This is a genomic window from Cellulomonas sp. PhB150, from assembly GCF_003755175.1.
GTDB lineage: Bacteria > Actinomycetota > Actinomycetes > Actinomycetales > Cellulomonadaceae > Cellulomonas.
In genome coordinates this window covers 170403-184366 of record NZ_RKHX01000001.1, presented here as the reverse complement: position 1 = coordinate 184366, position 13964 = coordinate 170403, and the positions used below count along the sequence as shown (strand labels likewise).

Sequence of the window (13964 nt, the reverse complement as noted above, 5' to 3'; positions counted from 1 at the left end):
TCAGCACCCCAGCGACCGAAGGCACGCCGCGACGAGCGGCCGGTCGTCGACCTCGTCGGCGACCACCTCGATGTGCGCGGCGCTCCCGTCGGCCCGGGCCAGCACGAAGAGCGTGAAGCCCGGCCCGCCCCCGCCGTGGCCGAGCACGCCCGGCGGCATGCCGTCCGTCATCACGCCGTAGCCGTACCCCGGCGTGGCGAACGGGTGCCCGGGGACCTCGAGGCGGAGGGACGAGCGGCGCAGGATGTCGGGGATCGCCGCACCCAGCGCGCCGCCGAGCAGGGCCGCGACGGCCGTCGCGATCTCGTCGGGCTCCGCGGCGAACGTGCCGGGGTAGACCCAGCGCGGGTCGTAGGAGGCGACGTCCGGCACGACCGAGGCACGGACGTGGGCCCAGTCGTCGGTCCGGTCGAGCGGGCGGACCGAGGACACGCCGAGCGGGCCGAGCACGCGGTCGACGAGCAGGTCGGTCAGGCGCACCCCGTGCCGCTGCTCGAGCGCGTGGCGCAGCATCAGGTAGCCGATGTTCGAGTAGCCGAAGGTGCCCGGGTCGCCGACGCCCTGTGCTGCGGCACGCTCGAGCACCAGGTCGTCGGGCCACGCGGGCTCGCGGGCGGCGACGGCCTCGCGGTAGTCGGCCCAGCCGAAGTAGTCACCGAGGCCCGACCGGTGCCGCAGCAGGTCGCCGATGCGCAGGTGGCCGAGCGCCTCCGGGACGCGGGCGTGCGTGCCGATAGCGTCGTCGAGCCCGATCACCGGATCGGCCAGGACCGCGACGGCCGTGAAGAGCTTCGCGATGCTGTAGGCGGGGACGAGCTCGCTCATGCGTCGAGCGGGCCCAGGACCGAGGTCGCCACCGTGCCGTGCGCGGACTCGTCGTCGGACGGGTGGTAGATCCCCGCGAGCACGTCCCGGTAGAGGCGCGTGAGCTCGCTGCCCGTGAAGTACGCGCCTCCGCCGGAGACACGCAGAGCCAGGTCGACCACGACGCGGGCGGACTCGGTGGCGCGGACCTTGAGGCCGACGAGCTGCGCGAACCAGCGCGCACCGTGCTCGGCCTGCTCGTCGACGTCGCGCGCGAGCGCGAAGACCTGCAGCTCGGCGCCGTCCTGCGCGAGCGCGGCGTCCGCGACCTTCCAGCGGATGTCCGGGTCCTGGGAGTAGGCGCGCCCGTCGAACTTGAACGACGTCCGACGACGGGTCGCTGCCGCCCCGAGCTCGAGCGCTCGTCGGCCGATGCCCGTGTAGACCGCCGCCAGCAGCACCTCGAAGACCGCGAACAGCGCGAAGACGAACGGGTCGGCGCTCGGCCCTGGCGGCAGGGCCCGGTAGACGTGCTCGGGCTGGGCGACCGCCCCGTCGAGGACGGTCGTGGCGGACTGGGTCGCGCGCATTCCGAGGGTGTCCCAGTCGTCCCTGGTGCTCGTCCCGTCGCGCCCGACGACGGCGTGGACGAGCCGCGGGCCGTCGGGGTGGTCCGCGTCGAGCCCGAACGTCGCGAGCCGGGTCCACACCGGAGACAGAGACGTGAAGATCTTCGTGCCGAAGAACCGGTAGCCGCCGTCCGCCTGCCGCTCCGCGCGGGTGCGCGAGCCGAACATCACGAGGTCGTTGCCCGCCTCCGAGTTGCCGAACGCGAACACCTCACCCGCGGCGGCGTCGCGCAGGATGAAGGCCGTCGAGTCGTCGCCCCGCCCGACGAGCAGCGCCGACAGGCCGGTGACGACCAGGTGCATGTTGACCGCCAGCGCGGTGGCCGGGGCGGCCGCGGCGAGGCGGGCCTGCTCGCGGGCGACCTCCTCGAGGCTCAGCCCGGCGCCGCCGAGCCCGGTCGGCACGAAGGCCCGCAGGTACCCCGCCTCCGCCAGCTCGCGCAGGTCCTCGTGCGGGAAGGTGTTGTCACGGTCGTGGTCCGCGGCTCGCTCGTGGATGCGCTCGAGCAGGTCGTCGGTCAGCAGGGTCCGCAGGGTGCGCGGCATGTCAGTTCACCTCGTCGGGGTGCGAGCCGGACCGCGCTCCGCGGTCGAGGGCGGCGATGCGTTCGTGGTCGTCGGGGGTCAGCGCGAAGCCGAAGACGTCCAGGTTCGCGCGGATGCGCTCGGGCGTGACCGACTTGGGGATCACGGAGACGCCGAGGTCGAGGTGCCAGCGCAGGATGACCTGCGCGGGGCTCACGCCGTGCGCTGCGGCGATCGCGGCGATCGTCTCGTCGGCGAGCACCGCGCCGCGCCCCAGGGGCGACCACGCCTGCGTCACGATGCCGCGCTCGGCGTGGAAGGCCCGCAGCTCGCGCTGCTGGAGGTACGGGTGCAGCTCGATCTGGTTGAGCACGGGCGCCTCGCCCGACTCGTCGATGATCGTCTTGAGGTGCTCAGGCTGGAAGTTCGAGACGCCGACCGACCGCACGCGCCCCTCGTCGCGCAGCTCGAGGAGCGCCCGCCACGTCTCCGCGTAGAGGCCGCGCGCCGGGCACGGCCAGTGGATCAGGTACAGGTCGGGCGCGGTGTTCAGGCGCTTGACCGAGTCCTTGAGCGCGCGCCGCGTCCTGCCCCGGCCGTGCGCGTCGTTCCACAGCTTGGAGGTCACGTACACCTCGTCGCGGGCGACGCCGCTGTCCTTCAGCGCGCGGCCGACACCACGCTCGTTGCGGTAGAAGGAGGCCGTGTCGATCAGGCGGTAGCCCGCGTCGAGCGCCGTCGTGACGGACGGCCTCGCGGTCTTGTCGTCGACCTTGTAGACGCCGAGGCCGAGGGCGGGGATCGACGTGCCGTCGAGCAGGGGCAGAGTCGGGATGGTGGTCACCACGCCACTGTGCCACCGGTCTGGGGCAGGATGCCCGCATGACCACCTATGCCGTGCGCTACACCTACGACGAGCGAGCCGACGTCCGCGACGTCGTGCGCCCCGAGCACCGCGACTACCTGAGCGGCCTCGCCGACCAGGGACACCTGCTCGGGTCGGGGCCCTGGGCCGACGGCGAGCCCGGCGCGCTCCTCGTCTTCGCGTTCCCCGACCGGGCCGCGCTCGACGAGGCCCTCGCGGCCGATCCGTTCGCCCGCGAGGGCCTCATCAGTGCGGTCGACGTCCGGGAGTGGACGCTCGTGCTCGGCCCGTGGGCCGCCTGACGATCAGCTCGTCTGCTCGCTCGTCAGTGCCCGCTCGTCGCGACGGGTCTTGACCAGGCTCGCGACCGTCGCGACCGCCAGCGTGCCCAGGATGACCGTCAGGGACAGCCAGATCGGGATCTCGGGCGCCCACTCGACGTGCTCGCCGCCGTTGATGAAGGGCAGCTCGTTGACGTGCAGGGCGTGCAGGACGAGCTTGACGCCGATGAAGCCGAGGATGATCGACAGGCCCTGCGAGAGGTAGACGAGGCGCTCGAGCAGCCCGCCGATGAGGAAGTACAGCTGGCGCAGGCCGAGCAGCGCGAACGCGTTGGCGGTGAACACGATGTACGGCTCGGTCGTCAGGCCGTAGATCGCCGGGATCGAGTCGAGCGCGAACAGGATGTCCGTGGAGCCGATGGCGACCATGACCAGGAGCATCGGCGTGAGGAAACGCTTGCCGTCGATCTTCGTGGTCAGGCGGTCGCCGTGGTACTCGTCGGTGGTGGGGACGAAGCGCTTGAGCAGGCGGACGGCCGCGCCGTCGCCGGCCTTCTCGTCGGGCGTCTCGTCGCCGTCGTGGCTCTCGCGGGCCAGCTTGACCGCGGTGTAGACCAGGAACGCGCCGAACAGGTAGAAGACCCAGGAGAACTGCTCGATCGCCGCGGCACCGGCCAGGATGAAGATCGTCCGCAGGACCAGCGCGATGGCGACGCCGACGAGCAGCACCTTCTGCTGGAACTCACGTGGCACGGCGAACTTCGTCATGATGATGAGGAAGACGAAGAGGTTGTCGACCGAGAGTGACTTCTCCGTGACGTAGCCGGCGAAGTACTCGGTGCCGCTCCCCCAGCCCCACACCATCCCGACGACGACGCCGAAGATCAGGGCGAGCGCGATGTAGAAGATGGACCACTTGACCGACTCGCGGAACGTCGGCGCGTGCGGTGTCCGCACGTGGGCGAAGAAGTCGAAGAAGATCAGGCCGACGACGCCGAGCGCCGTGGCGAGCCAGACAAAGGTAGAGACATCCATCGTGAACCTCCGGTATCGAGACGTGCTTCGGTACCGAAGGTCTCCCCCACCGTGCGACATGTCGCCGGCCGAACGCTCCGGGCCCTCATCGTCGAGGACCGTGCTGACGGAACGTTCGCTTGTGGGGTACTCCCCTTCAACGTGGACGACAGTACGGGACGAACGTCCCGGCGTCGCGATGACCTGCGTGTCGCGCACTCGGGCGTGTCGCGCTCGAGCACCTCACTGGACGCAGAACTCGTTGCCCTCCGGGTCGAGCATGACGATCCAGAACCCGCCGTTCTCCTCCTGCTCGCGGACCCGGGTCGCCCCCGCCGCCTCGAGCTCGGCCGCCCGCGCCCTGACGGCCGCGGGGCGGTCCTCGCGGGGCAGACCGGCGGCGGCGTTCACGTCCAGGTGGACGCGGTTCTTCGCGGACTTGGGCTCCGGGACCTTCTGGAACCACAGGCGCGGGCCGACGCCGTCGGGGTCCACGACCGCGTACGCGGTGTCGCGCTGGTCGAGGGGTACGCCCATGGCGTCGAGAGCCTCGTCCCACGTGGCGTAGCCCGGCGGCGGCGAATCCTCGACGTAGCCGAGGGCGAGCGCCCAGAAGGCTCCGAGGGTCGGCGGGTGGGCGGCGTCGAACGTCACCTGGATCTTCACGGCCATCTCTCGCTCCTCCGTGCGGCTGGTCAGGCGGTCGCGGCCTGCATCTGCCGCAGCTCCTTCTTCATGCCCGAGATCTCGTCACGCAGGCGCGCTGCGAGCTCGAACTGCAGCTCACCGGCCGCCGCGTGCATCTGGTCCGAGAGCTCCTGGATCAGGGTGGCGAGCTCGCCGGCCGCCGCACCGGTGAGGCGCGTCCGCTCGTCGCGCGGCGCCCCCTTGGAGCCGAAGCCCGGGACCGGAGCCTTGCCGCGGCTCGCCTGGCGTCCCGCGCCGCCGAGCAGCTCGGCCGTGTCGGCGTCCTCGCGCGCGAGCAGATCGGTGATGTCGCCGATCTTCTTGCGCAGCGGCGTCGGGTCGATGCCGTGCTCGAGGTTGTAGGCCACCTGCTTCTCGCGCCGGCGGTCGGTCTCCTCGATGGCCATCGCCATCGCGGCCGTGATCCTGTCCGCGTACATGTGGACCTGGCCGGAGACGTTGCGCGCCGCGCGGCCGATCGTCTGGATCAGCGACTTGCCCGACCGGAGGAAGCCCTCCTTGTCGGCGTCGAGGATCGCGACGAGCGACACCTCGGGCAGGTCGAGGCCCTCGCGGAGCAGGTTGATCCCGACCAGCACGTCGTACTCGCCCATGCGCAGCTCGCGCAGGAGCTCGACGCGGCGCAGCGTGTCGACCTCGGAGTGCAGGTAGCGCACCCGCACGCCCTTCTCGAGGAAGTAGTCGGTGAGGTCCTCGGCCATCTTCTTGGTCAGCGTGGTGACGAGCACGCGCTCGTCCTTCTCCACCCGCTCGTGGATCTCGCCCAGCAGGTCGTCGATCTGCCCCTTGGTGGGCTTGATGATGACCTCGGGGTCCACCAGGCCGGTCGGGCGGATGATCTGCTCGACCACGCCGTCCGCCATCGACAGCTCGTAGTCGCCCGGGGTCGCCGAGAGGTAGACCGTCTGCCCGATGCGCTCGACGAACTCCTCCCACCGCAGCGGACGGTTGTCGGTGGCGCTGGGCAGCCGGAACCCGTGGTCGACCAGCGCCCGCTTGCGGGACATGTCGCCCTCGAACATCGCGCCGATCTGCGGCACGGTCACGTGCGACTCGTCGATGACGAGCAGGAAGTCCTCGGGGAAGTAGTCGATCAGCGTGTTCGGCGCGGTGCCCGCCGAGCGACCGTCGATGTGCCGGGAGTAGTTCTCGATCCCCGAGCACGAGCCGATCTGGCGCATCATCTCGATGTCGTACGTGGTGCGCATGCGCAGCCGCTGGGCCTCGAGGAGCTTGTTCTGCCGCTCGAGCTCGGCGAGCCGGGACTCCAGCTCGGCCTCGATGCCGCCGATCGCGCGCTCCATCCGCTCGGGACCCGCGACGTAGTGCGTGGCCGGGAAGATGTGCATCTGCTGCTCGGACCGCACGACGTCCCCGGTCAGCGGGTGCAAAGTGGCGATCGCCTCGATCTCGTCGCCGAAGAACTCGATCCGGATCGCGAGCTCCTCGTACATCGGGATGATCTCGACCGTGTCGCCGCGCACCCGGAACGTGCCGCGCGTGAACGCCATGTCGTTGCGGGTGTACTGCATCGTGACGAACTTGCGCAGCAGCTGGTCGCGGTCGAGCTGCTGGCCGACGCTCAAGGTGACCATCCGGTCGACGTACTCCTGCGGCGTGCCCAGGCCGTAGATGCAGGACACCGAGGCGACCACGATGACGTCGCGGCGCGTGAGCAGCGAGCTGGTCGCCGAGTGGCGCAGGCGCTCGACCTCGTCGTTGATCGACGAGTCCTTCTCGATGTAGGTGTCCGTCTGCGCGATGTACGCCTCGGGCTGGTAGTAGTCGTAGTACGACACGAAGTACTCGACCGCGTTGTTCGGCAGCAGCTCACGGAACTCCGTGGCCAGCTGCGCGGCGAGGGTCTTGTTGGGCGCCATCACGAGCGTCGGGCGCTGCACCTGCTCGATCAGCCAGGCGGTCGTCGCCGACTTGCCCGTGCCGGTCGCGCCGAGCAGCACGATGTCCTTCTCGCCCGCCTTGAGCCGCTTGGTGAGGTCGGCGATGGCCGTCGGCTGGTCCCCCGACGGCGTGTACTCCGAGACGACCTCGAACGGTGCGACGGTCCGCTGCAGATCGGTGACTGGACGCATGTCCTCACCGTACGTGCCACCACTGACACAAGTGCTGCTGAGCGGCTGCGGTCACTCCCCGCTGACGAGCGTGACGAGGGCCGCAGGGTCCTCGCCGACGATGCCCGAGACGAACCAGTCCATGTACGTCTCGTACGCCGAGAACGCGACGACCTTGCGCTTCGCGGGGGGCATGAGGGCGGACACGCCGCCCTTGACCGTGAACGTCGTGATCATCGTGCGCGAGTTCGTGCGGCCGAGCGCCCGGTCGATCAGGACGTCGAACCGGAGCAGCTCGTTGCCCTCGATGTGGTCCCGGACCGAGAGGGAGACCGCGTTGAGGCTGCGCGCCTCGACCCGGATGCGGCCGGCGGGGTCGTCGACGGACGACGCCGCCTTCGCCGCGAGATCCGCAACCCTGCTGACGGGCAGGGCTGTGCCGACGGACAGTGATGCGCGGGTCTGTGCCGGCTTCGTCATCTTCGTGCTCCTCCACCTGAGCGGAGCGACGAGACGACGTCCGCTGTGACGAACGGCACACTAACCCACGGTTACCGGTGGGTACTACGTCCCGTCCGGATCCTCCGGGTAACGGCCCCCCGGATGGACGAGCGCGGTCGTCAGGGGGTCTCGGCGGCGATCTCCTCCGCGGTCTCCGACGACAGCCGCGCCCACAGCAGGTCGACCTGCGCGCACAGGTCCTCCTCGCTCCCGGTGCCGTCGAGCACCACGTCGGCGACGGCGAGGCGGTCCGCGTCGCTCGCCTGCGCGGCGATGCGCCCCTCGGCCTCGTCTCGGGGCAGGCCCCGGCCGGCGACGAGCCGCTCGACCCGGAGCACGGCGGGGGCGTGGACGACGACGAGCACGTGGAACGCGTCGGCCTGGCCCGTCTCGACGAGCAGCGGGATGTCGTGCACGACGACCGCCCCGTGGTCCGCCGTGGCGGCCGCGGCCTCCCGCTCCGCCGACAGCCGACGGACGATCGGGTGCACGATCGCGTTGAGCCGCGCGCGGGCGTCGTCGTCCGCGAAGACCCGCGCACCGAGCGCCTGGCGGTCCAGGGAGCCGTCCGGTGCGAGCACCCCCGGTCCGAACTCCTCGGCGACCGCCTCGAGGCCCGCGGAGCCCGGCGCGACCGCCTCCCGCGCCAGGACGTCGGAGTCGATCACGACCGCCCCCAGCTCAGCCAGGCGCGCTGCCGCCACCGACTTGCCTGCCGCGATCCCGCCGGTCAGCCCGATCCGCTGCATCTGCCCATCCTGCCCGACCCGAGGCGCGTACGCCCTCCCCCGGCGAAAGCCGACGGGCCGGCCACCCGAAGGTGACCGGCCCGTCGTGCTGGCTCAGGGAGCCAGGTGGATCAGTTGCCCGTGAGCTTCTCGCGCAGAGCGGCGAGCGCCTCGTCCGACGCGAGGGTGCCAGTGGCCTCCTCGGTGGACGACGAGTACGTCGACGCAGCGGCAGGAGCCGAGGACGACGAGGACGAGGACGACGAGGACGTCGTGCTCTCGCCACCGGCGGCAGCGTCGGCGTCGGCCTTGGCAGCCTCGGCGACCTGCTTGCGGTGCGCCTCCCAGCGCTCGTGGGCGGCCGCGTACTGGCCCTCCCACGTCTCACGCTGCGACTCGAAGCCCTCGAGCCACTCGTTGGTGCTCGAGTCGAAGCCCTCGGGGTACTTGTAGTTGCCGGCCTCGTCGTACTCCGCCGCCATGCCGTACAGCGCGGGGTCGAAGTCCTCGCTGGCCGGGTCGAAGCCCTCGTTCGCCTGCTTGAGCGACAGCGAGATGCGGCGGCGCTCCAGGTCGATGTCGATGACCTTGACGAACACGTCGTCGTTGACCTGGACGACCTGCTCCGGGATCTCGACGTGGCGCACGGCCAGCTCCGAGATGTGCACGAGGCCCTCGATGCCGTCCTCGACGCGCACGAACGCACCGAACGGGACGAGCTTCGTGACCTTGCCGGGGACGACTTGGCCGATGGCGTGCGTCCGGGCGAAGGCCTGCCACGGGTCCTCCTGCGTCGCCTTCAGCGACAGGGAGACACGCTCGCGGTCGAAGTCGACGTCGAGAACCTCGACGGTGACCTCCTGGCCGACCTCGACGACCTCGGACGGGTGGTCGATGTGCTTCCAGGACAGCTCGGAGACGTGCACGAGGCCGTCCACGCCGCCCAGGTCCACGAACGCACCGAAGTTGACGATCGAGGAGACGACACCGGGGCGCACCTGGCCCTTCTGGAGCGTCTGCAGGAAGGTCGAGCGGACCTCCGACTGCGTCTGCTCGAGCCACGCACGACGCGACAGGACCACGTTGTTGCGGTTCTTGTCGAGCTCGATGATCTTCGCCTCGATCTCCTTGCCGACGTACGGCTGGAGGTCGCGGACGCGACGCATCTCCACCAGCGAGGCGGGCAGGAAGCCGCGCAGGCCGATGTCCAGGATGAGGCCACCCTTGACGACCTCGATGACGGTGCCGGTGACGACGCCGTCCTCCTCCTTGACCTTCTCGATCGTGCCCCAGGCGCGCTCGTACTGCGCACGCTTCTTGGACAGGATCAGGCGGCCTTCCTTGTCCTCCTTCTGGAGGACGAGGGCCTCGACCGCGTCGCCGACCTTGACAACGTCACCGGGGTCCACGTCGTGCTTGATGGACAGCTCGCGGGACGGGATGACGCCCTCGGTCTTGTAGCCGATGTCGAGAAGGACCTCGTCGCGGTCGACCTTGACGATGGTGCCCTCGACGATGTCGCCATCGTTGAAGTACTTGATGGTGGCGTCGATCGCGGCGAGGAAGTCCTCGGCCGAGCCGATGTCGTTGATCGCGACCTGCGGGGAGGCGGGCTTCGCGGGGGTGGTGATGCTCATGTAGGGATGGGCTCCGTTGCGGACAGGAAGTTGTTCGGACAGGTTGACGGGCCGACGTCAGCTGATCCTGGACGGGATCGGGACCGGATCACCCACGAGGCAGAGCAGGCAGGTTCGACCGGAACAAGGCGCGCGGCACCGCCGTCTACCTTATCTCTGCCTCGTCGGGTGGGTCAAAGCCGTCGCGCGCCGTCACGCGAGCGCGCGAGCGACCCCGAGGAGCTCGTCGGGCACGTACTTGACCTTGCCGGCGATCTCCGAGAGCGGCACCATCTCGACGCTCTCGCCGCGCAGCGCCGTCATGACGCCGGACTCGCCGCGCGTGATGGCATCGATCGCGGCCACGCCGAACCGCGAGCCGAGGATGCGGTCGGTGGGGGTCGGCGTGCCGCCGCGCTGGATGTGGCCGAGCACCGTCACGCGCGTGTCGAAGCCGGTGCGCTTCTCGATCTCCACCTTGAGCCGCTCGCCGATGGCACCCGCGACGATCTCGCCGAACTTGCCCATCTGCGTCTCGTAGTGCATCGACGTGCCCTCGGCGGGCACGGCGCCCTCGGCGACGACGACGATCGAGAAGCTGGCGTGCGCGCGGTGGCGGTGCTTGAGGAAGCGCTCGATCTTGTCGATGTCGAACGGCTGCTCGGGGGCGAGCACGATCTCCGCTCCCCCGGCGATGCCCGACGTCGCGGCGATCCAGCCCGCGTGGCGGCCCATCACCTCGACGATCATGACGCGGTTGTGGCTCTCCGCCGTGGTGTGGATGCGGTCGATCGCCTCGGTCGCGATGGAGACGGCTGTGTCGAACCCGATCGACTGGTCGGTGCCCCACACGTCGTTGTCGATCGTCTTGGGGATCGCCACGATGCGGACACCGGCCTCGGCCACCTTGCTGGCGGCGTGCAGCGTGCCGTCGCCACCGATGCAGATGAGCGCCTCGATCCGCTCGGCCTCGAGCGTGGCGAGCACGGCGTCGATGCCGCCGTCGTCGGCGTGCGGGTGGAACCGTGCGGTGCCGAGGAGGGTGCCGCCGACGGGCAGGACGTTGCGGATCAGCTGGCGGGTGAGCGGCACGGAGTAGCCGTCGACGACGCCCTTCCAGCCGTTGCGGAAGCCGATGATCGAGTGCCCGTACTGGCCCTCGCCGTGCTTCACGACCGCACGGATGGCGGCGTTCAGGCCGGGGACGTCGCCGCCGCCCGTGAGCAGTCCGACTCGCACGCTGAGCACTCCTTCGTCGCTGGATTTGCAGGTCAGGTGCGCATCGTCGAGCAGCCGTCGCCGTCAGCCTAACCAGCGCGGACGCCGGAACCTATGCCTTCGGTCCCACGTGGTCGGTCAGACTGTGGTCATGCCGACCGCCACGCCCGAGCCCGAGTCCGCCGAGACCGCCGGGTACCAGGACGTCGACGACCTGGCGGCGTCCGGTGCGGGGCGCGCGTGGTGGGACGCGAACGCGGGCGAGTACCTCGACGAGCACGGCGCGTTCCTCGGCCCCGCCGACTTCGTCTGGTGCCCCGAGGGCCTGCGGGAGGCGGACGCGCGACTGCTCGGCGACCTCTCCGGCGCCCGGGTGCTCGAGATCGGCGCGGGCGCGGCGCAGTGCTCGCGGTGGTTGGCGACGCAGCGCGTCGACGTCGTCGCGACCGATGTCGCCGAGGGCATGCTGCACGCCGGGATCGGGTACGACGCCGCCGCGGGGGTGCGCACACCGCTCGTCGTCGCCGACGCCCGCGACCTACCGTTCCCGGACGCGAGCTTCGACGTGGCGTTCACCGCCTACGGCGCGATCCCGTTCGTCCCGGACGCCGACCGCGTCCACCGCGAGGTCGCGCGCGTCCTTCGCCCGGGCGGGCGCTGGGTGTTCTCCGTGACGCACCCCGTGCGCTGGGCCTTCCCCGACGACCCCTCGGAGCACGGCCTCACGGCGGTGCGCCCCTACTTCGACCGGCGGCCCTACGTCGAGATCGGCGCGTCGGGCCGCGTGCTGTACGCCGAGTACCACCGGACGCTCGGCGACCACGTGGCCGGTCTCGTCGGCGCGGGCTTCGTGCTGGACCGCCTCGTCGAGCCCGAGTGGCCGGAGGGGCACGACGCCGTGTGGGGCGGGTGGTCGCCGCTGCGCGGCGCGCTGCTGCCCGGCACCGCGATCTTCGTCGCGCACGTCCCGGGGTGACGACCAGCCACCCCGGGACGGTGCGTCAGTGGCTCGTCGCCTTCTCCGAACCGGCTCCGGTGAGCGAGCGGACCTCCATCTCGGCGTACTTCGCCGGGCTGGACTTCCCCTTGCTGATGTAGGTCCCGAAGATGCCGAGCAGGAACGCGAGCGGGATCGTGATCAGGCCCGGGTTCTCGAGCGGGATCAGGTGGAAGTCGACCGAGGTGTCCTTGATCATCGACAGGCTGTCCCCCGTCACGGGGTCGACCTTGCCCGACACCACCGGCGAGAACGTGATGAGCACAAGGCAGGAGATCAGCCCGCCGTACATGCTCCACAGCGCACCCGAGGTGTTGAACCTCTTCCAGAACAGGGAGTAGAGGATCGTCGGGAGGTTCGCGCTGGCGGCCACCGCGAAGGCGAGCGCGACGAGGAACGCCACGTTCTGCCCGTTGGCGAAGATGCCGCCGATGATGGCCAGGATGCCGATGACGACGACGGTGATCCGGGCGACGCGCACCTCGCCGTCGGGCTTGATCTCGCCCTTCTTGATGACGGACGCGTAGATGTCGTGCGCGAAGGACGTCGCCGCCGTGATCGTGAGGCCGGCGACGACCGCGAGGATCGTCGCGAACGCCACCGCCGAGATCAGGCCGAGCAGGATCGTCCCGCCCAGCTCGAACGCGAGCAGCGGCGCCGCCGAGTTGACCCCGCCGGGCGCCGCCTTGATCGCCTCCGGCCCGACCAGCGCTCCCGCGCCGTAGCCCAGCACGAGCGTGAACAGGTAGAAGATGCCGATCAGCCAGATCGCCCAGACCACCGAGCGGCGGGCCTCCTTGGCGGTCGGCACCGTGTAGAAGCGCATGAGCACGTGCGGCAGGCCGGCCGTCCCCAGCACGAGGGCCAGCGCGAGCGACAGGAAGTTGAGCTGGCTCGTGGCGTTGGCGCCGTACTGCTTGCCGGGGCCGATGAGGGCCTCACCGCCCTCGCCCGCCTTGTCGATCGCGCCCTGCATCACGTCGGACAGGTTGAACCCGAACTTGGCCAGCACCCACACGGTCATCACCGCGGCGCCGACGATGAGCAGGATCGCCTTGATGATCTGCACCCACGTGGTGCCCTTCATGCCACCGATCAGCACGTACAGGATCATCAGCGCGCCGACGACGGCGATGACCACGCCCTGCGCCCCGGTCCCCTCGACGCCCAGCAGGAGCGCGACGAGGCCGCCGGCGCCGGCCATCTGCGCGAGCAGGTAGAAGAACACCACGGCGAGCGTGGCCAGCGACGCGGCCATCCGGACGGGCCGCTCCTTGAGGCGGAACGAGAGGACGTCGGCCATCGTGAACTTGCCGGTGTTGCGCAGCAGCTCCGCGACGAGCAGCAGCGCGACGAGCCACGCCACCAGGAAGCCGATCGAGTAGAGGAAGCCGTCGTAGCCGTTGATCGCGATCGCGCCGCAGATGCCCAGGAACGAGGCCGCGGACAGGTAGTCGCCCGCGATGGCGGTGCCGTTCTGCGGGCCCGTGAAGCTCCGGCCTGCGGCGTAGTAGTCGGCGGCGGTCTTGTTGTTGCGCGACGCCCGGAAGACGATGACCAGCGTGATCAGGACGAAGACGCCGAAGATCGCGATGTTGACCGCGGGCTCGCCGATCTGCTCGGTCTCGGCCATGGGGACGGCGGCGATCATGCGGCACCACCCTGGTTGTCGACGGTGCCTTCCTCGATGTGCAGGCGCAGCCGCTCAGCGACGGCGTCCTGGCGGTTGTTGGCCCACCGCGCGTAGACCATCGTGATGATGAAGGTGCTCGCGAACTGGCCGAGCCCGAACAGCAGGCCGACCGTGATGTTGCCCCAGACCTTGGTCGCCATGAAGTCGTGGGCGTAGTCGGCGAGCAGGACGTAGACGAAGTACCAGATCAGGAACAGCGCCGTCATCGGGAACACGAAGTTCCGGAACCTGCGCTTGAGTGCCTGGAACTCGTCGCTGCGTTGGACGCGTTGGTAGTCGGTCTCGAGACCGTCGGCAGTTTCGCTCACTGCGC

Annotated in this window: 14 protein-coding genes; 2 read left to right on the top strand and 12 right to left on the bottom strand. The window is 70.3% G+C overall.

What is annotated here, in order from left to right; translation table 11 throughout:
- The 3 genes from EDF34_RS00845 to EDF34_RS00835 are packed head-to-tail and all read right to left on the bottom strand — an operon-like array spanning nucleotide 1 to nucleotide 2802.
- A complete protein-coding gene (locus EDF34_RS00845; protein ID WP_123369500.1) occupies nucleotides 1-825 on the bottom strand; it encodes a serine hydrolase in 825 nt (274 codons plus the stop codon).
- Nucleotides 822-1979: an acyl-CoA dehydrogenase family protein gene (locus EDF34_RS00840; RefSeq protein ID WP_123369499.1), complete on the bottom strand. Its 1158-nt coding sequence runs from the start codon at nucleotides 1977-1979 to the stop codon at nucleotides 822-824. The genes EDF34_RS00845 and EDF34_RS00840 overlap by 4 nt, the downstream gene beginning before the upstream one ends.
- Before the next feature lies 1 nt (nucleotide 1980).
- A complete protein-coding gene (locus EDF34_RS00835) occupies nucleotides 1981-2802 on the bottom strand; it encodes an aldo/keto reductase (protein WP_123370591.1) in 822 nt (273 codons plus the stop codon).
- A gap of 38 nt (nucleotides 2803-2840) precedes the next feature.
- Between EDF34_RS00835 and EDF34_RS00830 the strand changes: the two genes are divergently transcribed.
- A complete protein-coding gene (locus EDF34_RS00830) occupies nucleotides 2841-3125 on the top strand; it encodes a YciI family protein (RefSeq protein WP_123369498.1) in 285 nt (94 codons plus the stop codon).
- Nucleotides 3126-3128: 3 nt separating this feature from the next.
- On the opposite strand, the gene EDF34_RS00825 is transcribed toward EDF34_RS00830, so the two are convergent.
- From EDF34_RS00825 to EDF34_RS00795, 7 genes are all read right to left on the bottom strand, one after another.
- Complete coding sequence (locus EDF34_RS00825; protein ID WP_123369497.1) at nucleotides 3129-4139, bottom strand: TerC family protein; 1011 nt, start codon at nucleotides 4137-4139, stop codon at nucleotides 3129-3131.
- Between the two features lie 222 nt (nucleotides 4140-4361).
- Nucleotides 4362-4790: a VOC family protein gene (locus tag EDF34_RS00820; protein ID WP_123369496.1), complete on the bottom strand. Its 429-nt coding sequence runs from the start codon at nucleotides 4788-4790 to the stop codon at nucleotides 4362-4364.
- Nucleotides 4791-4813: 23 nt separating this feature from the next.
- Nucleotides 4814-6919 carry an excinuclease ABC subunit UvrB gene (uvrB, locus tag EDF34_RS00815; RefSeq protein ID WP_123369495.1) on the bottom strand — a complete coding sequence of 702 codons (2106 nt, stop codon included), beginning with the start codon at nucleotides 6917-6919 and terminating at the stop codon, nucleotides 4814-4816.
- 51 nt (nucleotides 6920-6970) lie between these two features.
- On the bottom strand, nucleotides 6971-7378 hold the full coding sequence (locus EDF34_RS00810; protein ID WP_123369494.1) for a hypothetical protein: 408 nt from the start codon (nucleotides 7376-7378) through the stop codon (nucleotides 6971-6973).
- Between the two features lie 140 nt (nucleotides 7379-7518).
- Nucleotides 7519-8148 (bottom strand): dephospho-CoA kinase, encoded by a 630-nt coding sequence (coaE, locus tag EDF34_RS00805; RefSeq protein ID WP_123369493.1) that lies wholly within the window; start codon nucleotides 8146-8148, stop codon nucleotides 7519-7521.
- A gap of 110 nt (nucleotides 8149-8258) precedes the next feature.
- Nucleotides 8259-9764: a 30S ribosomal protein S1 gene (gene rpsA / locus EDF34_RS00800; protein ID WP_123369492.1), complete on the bottom strand. Its 1506-nt coding sequence runs from the start codon at nucleotides 9762-9764 to the stop codon at nucleotides 8259-8261.
- 192 nt (nucleotides 9765-9956) lie between these two features.
- A complete protein-coding gene (locus EDF34_RS00795) occupies nucleotides 9957-10982 on the bottom strand; it encodes a 6-phosphofructokinase (RefSeq protein WP_123370590.1) in 1026 nt (341 codons plus the stop codon).
- Nucleotides 10983-11112: 130 nt separating this feature from the next.
- Between EDF34_RS00795 and EDF34_RS00790 the strand changes: the two genes are divergently transcribed.
- Nucleotides 11113-11937 (top strand): class I SAM-dependent methyltransferase, encoded by an 825-nt coding sequence (locus EDF34_RS00790; protein WP_123370589.1) that lies wholly within the window; start codon nucleotides 11113-11115, stop codon nucleotides 11935-11937.
- Nucleotides 11938-11962: 25 nt separating this feature from the next.
- Here EDF34_RS00790 and EDF34_RS00785 read toward each other — a convergent pair whose 3' ends face one another.
- Nucleotides 11963-13609, bottom strand: coding sequence for a cation acetate symporter (locus EDF34_RS00785; protein WP_123369491.1), 1647 nt, complete (start codon nucleotides 13607-13609; stop codon nucleotides 11963-11965).
- Complete coding sequence (locus EDF34_RS00780) at nucleotides 13606-13959, bottom strand: DUF485 domain-containing protein (protein ID WP_123369490.1); 354 nt, start codon at nucleotides 13957-13959, stop codon at nucleotides 13606-13608. Before EDF34_RS00780 ends, EDF34_RS00785 begins: the two co-directional genes overlap by 4 nt.
- Nucleotides 13960-13964: the final 5 nt, after the last annotated feature.

Bases quoted from the DNA above. Each gene is read 5' to 3' on its own strand.
- EDF34_RS00845 (WP_123369500.1), bottom strand. From the start codon at position 825: ATGAGCGAGCTCGTCCCCGCCTACAGCATCGCGAAGCTCTTCACGGCC.
- EDF34_RS00840 (WP_123369499.1), bottom strand. From the start codon at position 1,979: ATGCCGCGCACCCTGCGGACCCTGCTGACCGACGACCTGCTCGAGCGC.
- EDF34_RS00830 (WP_123369498.1), top strand. From the start codon at position 2,841: ATGACCACCTATGCCGTGCGCTACACCTACGACGAGCGAGCCGACGTC.
- EDF34_RS00825 (WP_123369497.1), bottom strand. From the start codon at position 4,139: ATGGATGTCTCTACCTTTGTCTGGCTCGCCACGGCGCTCGGCGTCGTC.
- EDF34_RS00820 (WP_123369496.1), bottom strand. From the start codon at position 4,790: ATGGCCGTGAAGATCCAGGTGACGTTCGACGCCGCCCACCCGCCGACC.
- uvrB (WP_123369495.1), bottom strand. From the start codon at position 6,919: ATGCGTCCAGTCACCGATCTGCAGCGGACCGTCGCACCGTTCGAGGTC.
- EDF34_RS00810 (WP_123369494.1), bottom strand. From the start codon at position 7,378: ATGACGAAGCCGGCACAGACCCGCGCATCACTGTCCGTCGGCACAGCC.
- coaE (WP_123369493.1), bottom strand. From the start codon at position 8,148: ATGCAGCGGATCGGGCTGACCGGCGGGATCGCGGCAGGCAAGTCGGTG.
- rpsA (WP_123369492.1), bottom strand. From the start codon at position 9,764: ATGAGCATCACCACCCCCGCGAAGCCCGCCTCCCCGCAGGTCGCGATC.
- EDF34_RS00790 (WP_123370589.1), top strand. From the start codon at position 11,113: ATGCCGACCGCCACGCCCGAGCCCGAGTCCGCCGAGACCGCCGGGTAC.
- EDF34_RS00785 (WP_123369491.1), bottom strand. From the start codon at position 13,609: ATGATCGCCGCCGTCCCCATGGCCGAGACCGAGCAGATCGGCGAGCCC.